The sequence below is a fragment of the Acinetobacter tjernbergiae DSM 14971 = CIP 107465 genome (assembly GCF_000374425.1).
GTDB classification, from domain to species: domain Bacteria; phylum Pseudomonadota; class Gammaproteobacteria; order Pseudomonadales; family Moraxellaceae; genus Acinetobacter; species Acinetobacter tjernbergiae.
On record NZ_KB894369.1, the window covers coordinates 90,871 to 96,939 of the forward strand.

A 6,069-nucleotide genomic window follows, 5' to 3' on the forward strand; every position below is an offset into this window, starting at 1 on the left:
GTAGAAAGAGACGGCGAGAACAAAATCTTGCCGTTCATCTATAAAGAAAATACAAAAATGAATAATCAAATCCCGTATATCCCAGCAAGATATTATTTCAAGATACTTGATATATTAGAATCGAGAAATATTACGACTGAAGAAATATTATCTGAAATAAATATTGATCTAAAAAAATATTTAAGTTCACCTGACATGAAAATTAACCAAGAACAGGTCGAAAAATTTATTTCATTTTGTTTGAAATTTCCACGTAATTATGATTTAGCATTTGAATTAGGACACTCTTTAAAAGTGAGTTCGCATAGTTTGGTTGGCTACGCGATTCTAACCAGTGAAAACTTAGAACAAGCGCTGATTTATATTTCTAAATATTTTTCTTTGATTATCCCTAGTTTTAAACTGTCATATTTTTATCATACTGATCAGTCAATGGAATTGATTTGTGAGCCTGTGATCCAAATAGATACCTTATCCCTGAATTTCCATCTGGAAGCGATTGCAGTCGCTTTGCATTGTACGATTCAAGAGTTAGTTGAGAATAGGTTATTGCCATATCATATTTTTATGTCTATCAACGAACCGTTACATGGCTATCGATATGCACATCTAAGCAAAGTGAAATTTCATTTTAATACCTTGAAAAAGCCAAGTTTTAGAGTGCAATTGAGTGAAAAATTGATTAAACAAAAATTACGTCTAGCTGATGAAGGTACGCGTAAAGCGATCGAACTAAAGTGTCAGGAACAAATATATGAGATTAAGAATAATATTGATCTGGTCGTTTGGCTCAAACAACTCTTTTCAAACTCTTCTGAAATTCCGAGCCTAGAAGACTGTGCAAAATTATTGAATATTTCGAGTAAAACATTGCAACGGAATTTAAAAGAGAAGGAGACTTCATATCAGGAATTAAAAAACACAGTCATTATTGATAAAGCTAAACAGATGTTGATTTCTTCTAATAAAAGTATGATTGAAATAGCTGAGGAGTTAGGTTACGCATCTGCTTCTAATTTTTCTCGCTCATTTAAGTTTTTTGTCGGTATTGCGCCAACGATTTATCAAAAAAATATCAAAATTTATAACTGAGATATCTATTTTAATTTTTCTATAAGGCTGTTTTTAAATGGTGCAATTTATATTGCACCATGTATATATTAAAAATATCTGAGAGAAGAATAGTCTTAACTTTTAGGTGGTATAAAAGACATTGCTCGTTCTGCTAAGGCGGTAATGGTTAAACTGGGGTTCACACCTAAATTTGCACCTAGCATTGCACCATCAATGATGTACATATTTTTATAATTAAATACGCGATTTTGTGCATCGATCACACCTTCTTCAGCCGAAGTCGCCATAGCGCAACCGCCCATGCAATGTGCAGTAAAGGGAATATTAAAGAGTATTTCAGTTTTGGTCGTCATAGGATGCCCATTAAACATTTTGGCAACTTTTTCAGTAAAGGCATTTGCCTGTGGGATATAAACTGGTAAGGGCTGACCGTGTGAAGACAATGTTTTGCTAAAAGGCCACCACCAGTTTCTTTTTAATTTCATTTGAATTGATGCATCAACCGTTTGCATGACTAAAAAGATAAGCGTCTGTTTTGCAAAGCCAAAAGGATTATTCATTTTCAAGAAGATTAGCGGATGGCAGATCAATGCCCATAACCATAACAAAATGCGTGACAAACCTGGTTTTCCACCGACAAGGTGAGTTGTAAGCAAACCCATACTATCCGAACCTCGTTGATAGCGAGTTGCTTCGATATGAGTATTATGATCAAGATAAATGCTTGAACCGATTGCTACGCCTTGACTCATATCAATCTCTTTTTCGAAGAAACGAACGCCTAAAATGGACTCAGCATTGGTACGTACTTGCGTACCTAATTGCTTGGAAATATTAGGTAAAGTTTTATTCTCTTTGAGACGTAGCAACAATTCTTGTGTTCCAAGAGATGACGCTGAAAAAATAACGTTTTTAACCTGCCAAACTCGCTTATTTCGATGCCCCCATTGAGTTGAATTAATCGTGGTCACGGTATAACCATCACTTCCATCGACTTTATTGTTTAGAGGGCGAATATCAATGACCTTCGTTTCAGCAAAAACTTTCGCGCCTTGTTTTTCAGCAAAGTACAAATAGTTTTTATCTAGGGTATTTTTAGCATTATGTTTACAGCCCGTCATACACCCGCCACAAGCAGTACAGGTTGCGCGATCTGGACCTTTGCCATCGAAATAAGGATCAGGATAAGTTTTACCACCTTGTTCACCTTGGGGGGGAAAGAAGGTTGCAACTCGTGTTGGCTTAAAGGTATGCCCAACACCGACAGCATCTCCCATTTTCTTGAGCATATGATCAGCAGGCCCAAATATTTTATTGTCTGTTACTCCCAACATTCTTTCTGCTTCAGCAAAATATTGAGGCATATCTTCTTTTAAGTGCGGAATTTTGCCCCAACTCCCTTCACTCCATACGCTACTAGGAGGAACTAATAATGTATTGGCATAGGTGATGGAACCACCGCCAACGGCATTGCCGCAGATAATTGCAACATGCCTAAAAATACGTAAATTAAAAAATCCAAAGAAATTTATAGCAGGGCGCCAAATCCATTTTGGGGTATTCCAATTGGTTTTGGGAAAATCTTTAGCTTCCCAACGTTTTCCCATTTCCATCACTGCGACGGAATATCCTTTTTCTGAAAGTCGATGTGCTGAGACACTTCCTCCAAATCCTGAACCAATAATGAGATAGTTAAAGTCATAATCGTCTTTAATCATTTGGGAAAACTCCTATATTTCAGCGATTTAAAATCTATCTGTGAGTTTGAATAATGACCATTTTTAAAGACTTTTTTGAAAAATGGAGTCATATTAAAAGTGAGATAGATGAATAAGCTGAAAATTTCCATTGAATGGTTTTAAAAGTTCATCGTGATTTATTATTTTGTTGTTTGCATAGCAGAAAAAGACAATCAATATTCATAAATCGACATAAAATATTTTAGTGAAATGGAAATAGCCTAAGCAAATTTAAGTCATTTTAAATAAATCAAAAGCAACCAAAGAAAAACAAAAAATTTATACAATAAGAGCAAGCTATGCTAAAACTACATTTCATTTTAGAACTTGTTGAAAATAAGGTAATCCAATGACCACCATTTATTTAGTCCGACATGGTCAGGCTTCATTTGGTAAAACGAATTATGATGAACTTTCAGAAAATGGCGAAGCTCAAGCAAAGCTTTTAGGGCAGTATTTTAAGAATCTCTTTACTGAGCAGCCTTATATCATTTCAGGAAGTATGAAACGACATCAACAAACGACCCAAATTTCATTGGAACAGTGCTTTCCTCAAGCCAGTTATAAAACAGATTGCTTATGGAATGAGTTTAACCATCAACAAGTATTTGCATTATATGAACCTAAGTTTTCACAACCAGAAGTATTGAAGCAGGACGTCTTTAAAGAAGTCGATCCAAGAGCGTATTTAGCTCAGATTTTTGATAAAGCGATTGCTCGTTGGGCAGATGAAGCATTTCACCATGAATATGATGAATCTTGGATGACCTTTCAAACACGTATAGAACAAGCCTTACAAAATTTGTGTACAGAATTGGCAGATAAACAAGGCTCAGAAGTTGTTGTTTTTACATCTGGCGGCGTTATTTCAGTTGTTATTGGCAAATTACTCGAGTTAAGTGTACAACGTACTTTTGCGTTAAGTTGGTCGATCGCCAACACCAGTATTACAACACTCAAGTTAGTGAATGGTGAACTACAGTTATTGAGCTTAAATGAACACCAATTTATTAAATCTCAACAACCTGATTTACTAACGTGGCTATAAGCGAGAACTTATAAGAAAATATGATGACAGAGATAGCCGTTGAAACACATCCTTTAAGTCCATTTTTACCACATGATGCCAAACTACTGATGTTAGGTAGTTTTCCACCACCTCAGAGTCGATGGAAAATGGATTTTTACTATCCTAATTATCAAAATGATATGTGGCGTATATTTGGACTCATTTTTTTCAAAGATAAAGATTACTTCTTAGATTTACCAAATAAGTGTTTTAAAGAACAACAAATTCGTGATTTTCTCACAGAGATTGGAATAGCAATATTTGATACGGCTTATCAAGTGAAACGACTGCAAGGCAATGCTTCTGATAAATTTTTAGAAATTATTACGGCAACTGATTTATCACAATTGCTTGGGCAGATTCCGCGGTGTCATACGATTATGACCACAGGAGATAAAGCAACTGATACTTTGATGCAGCATTTTCCTGAACAAATAAATAAGCCGATGATTGGGCAATCACTACACGTGAGTTATGCCAATCGTGAGCTGAATTTGTATCGCTTACCATCATCTTCACGAGCATATCCATTGGCATTAGACAAAAAAGCGGATGCTTATAAACAATTTTTTCAAGTGATTGGATTACTTTAAATATATAAAAAATAGGAGAATGAGATGAATGATGTATCTAGTCCAATTGATTTAAGAAACTATACAGATGCTTTGGAATGGCAAGAAACGGCGAATATAAAACGCCCATGGCGAAAAGATTTTTTTGATTACTATGTGCATTTAATTCAAACTCATCATTCTGATCCATGTCATATATTAGAATTAGGTTCTGGTCCAGGTTTTCTAGCTCAACATTTGTTATCGCAGTTAGATCATATCGAATATACGGCGTTTGATTTTTCTGAAGTCATGCATCAGCTTGCACAAGAAAAATTGAATAGCTCAGAACAATCACGAACAAAATATTTTGTTGGAAACTTTAAAGAACCTAATTGGCAAAATCCTTTAGATCAAAAATATGATTTTATTATCATCCATCAAGCACTACATGAACTTCGACATAAACAATATGCAGCTAATTTTCATAAGATCGTCAGAACTTTGTTGAATCCTAATGGTATCTATTTAGTTTGTGATCATTTGTGCGCGCCCCATGCAATGCAAAATGATCAACTCTATATGAATAAACAAGAGCACTTAGATGCGCTTAGTCAAGCATCTTTTCAAGAGATCAAGATGCCATTGGAAATAGAAGGGTTATGTTTATTCGAAATGAGTTTGGACTAAATTAAATGCTCCATCATTTTTGGATATTTAATCCAGCGGAATTCATTGATTTTGATGTCACGAACATGTGTAAATTCAGACCAGATCAGTTGACTTCCTTTTGTCCACTGCAATGGTTGAATACGGCGATCTATAGCGAATCGTTCTTCTCTACTTGCTAGGCGTAAGTCTCCGATCTCTACATATAAGCGTACACCAGGGAAATCTGTGAAGCTGCCTTGTAAGCGTACACCAGGGAAATCTGTGAAGCTGCCTTGAATGAGTGAGCTTAACCAAAACCATTTACTGCTATTGATTGCTTGGATACATGCTTTTGAGTTTTGATCTAAATTAGTCCTTAATTTTTCTGTGAAAGTATCAAAAAAGTAACCTGTTTGATCCGTATTTAAAAAAACTGTACCAATCGGGGTAATTGAAGGTTGACCAAATTGATCGACTGTTGCAATCGAGGAATGTAGGGAAGCCTTTTGTGCTGCTTTGAATACCTGTTGGATGTTTTTCCAGTCTTTTTCTGAAATCATCATTCTATCCTTGTTATTTTTTATTCATATAATAATCAGCATATATAAGCTTAAAGAAAATAGTCTTTAGTTGTGAATAACTTGTCAATTTAGTCAATCAGAATGGATTTAGATACTATTGAGGATAGGAGAATTATGCTTATTTAACCCGAATCGTGGATAAAAAATTGACTTGAAAAATAAAAGAACTAGAGCCATCAGTTGAGTTACCAAACCTAAAGCTCTAGTCCTAATGTTCAATAGTACCGAATTATTCTGTGTAATCGATGATTTCTTTCTTAAATTTGAATCAACTTATTGGAAGTTTCTCAAACAAATCCGCTACTCTTTAAGAATCAGAACTGCACAGCTGACCATCTCGGAAATTAGCTTTATCGCCATTTGGTATAAGTGTTCTCACTTCAGTAATTTCAAAGCCTTTTTCA

Annotated in this window: 6 protein-coding genes and 1 pseudogene; 5 read left to right on the forward strand and 2 right to left on the reverse strand. The window is 35.1% G+C overall.

Translation table 11 applies throughout. The annotated features are described in order from the left end of the window. The first annotated feature begins 57 nt into the window (after positions 1-57). Positions 58-1,092 carry an AraC family transcriptional regulator gene (locus tag C502_RS0113105; RefSeq protein WP_018679278.1) on the forward strand — a complete coding sequence of 345 codons (1,035 nt, stop codon included), beginning with the start codon at positions 58-60 and terminating at the stop codon, positions 1,090-1,092. Positions 1,093-1,187: 95 nt separating this feature from the next. Here the strand turns inward: C502_RS0113105 and C502_RS0113110 are convergent, their stop codons facing one another. Further along, positions 1,188-2,792: a GMC family oxidoreductase gene (locus tag C502_RS0113110; RefSeq protein WP_018679279.1), complete on the reverse strand. Its 1,605-nt coding sequence runs from the start codon at positions 2,790-2,792 to the stop codon at positions 1,188-1,190. A gap of 370 nt (positions 2,793-3,162) precedes the next feature. Between C502_RS0113110 and C502_RS0113115 the strand changes: the two genes are divergently transcribed. From C502_RS0113115 to C502_RS0113125, 3 genes are read left to right on the forward strand one after another with little or no spacing between them, the layout of a single operon-like run. Beyond that, positions 3,163-3,861: a histidine phosphatase family protein gene (locus C502_RS0113115; RefSeq protein WP_018679280.1), complete on the forward strand. Its 699-nt coding sequence runs from the start codon at positions 3,163-3,165 to the stop codon at positions 3,859-3,861. 23 nt (positions 3,862-3,884) lie between these two features. After that, positions 3,885-4,475: a uracil-DNA glycosylase family protein gene (locus C502_RS0113120; protein WP_018679281.1), complete on the forward strand. Its 591-nt coding sequence runs from the start codon at positions 3,885-3,887 to the stop codon at positions 4,473-4,475. 24 nt (positions 4,476-4,499) lie between these two features. Next, the gene (locus tag C502_RS0113125) at positions 4,500-5,123 is read left to right on the forward strand and encodes a class I SAM-dependent methyltransferase (protein WP_018679282.1); all 624 of its coding nucleotides are present in this window, start codon (positions 4,500-4,502) and stop codon (positions 5,121-5,123) included. On the opposite strand, the gene C502_RS0113130 is transcribed toward C502_RS0113125, so the two are convergent. Beyond that, entirely contained in the window at positions 5,120-5,644 is a 525-nt protein-coding gene (locus C502_RS0113130) for a pyridoxamine 5'-phosphate oxidase family protein (RefSeq protein WP_018679283.1), read from the reverse strand. The two genes, C502_RS0113125 and C502_RS0113130, sit on opposite strands and share 4 nt — an antisense overlap. 232 nt (positions 5,645-5,876) lie before the next feature. On the opposite strand from C502_RS0113130, the pseudogene C502_RS18920 reads away from it, so the two are divergent. Beyond that, a pseudogene (locus tag C502_RS18920) lies at positions 5,877-6,069 on the forward strand (IS982 family transposase); the annotation flags it as partial.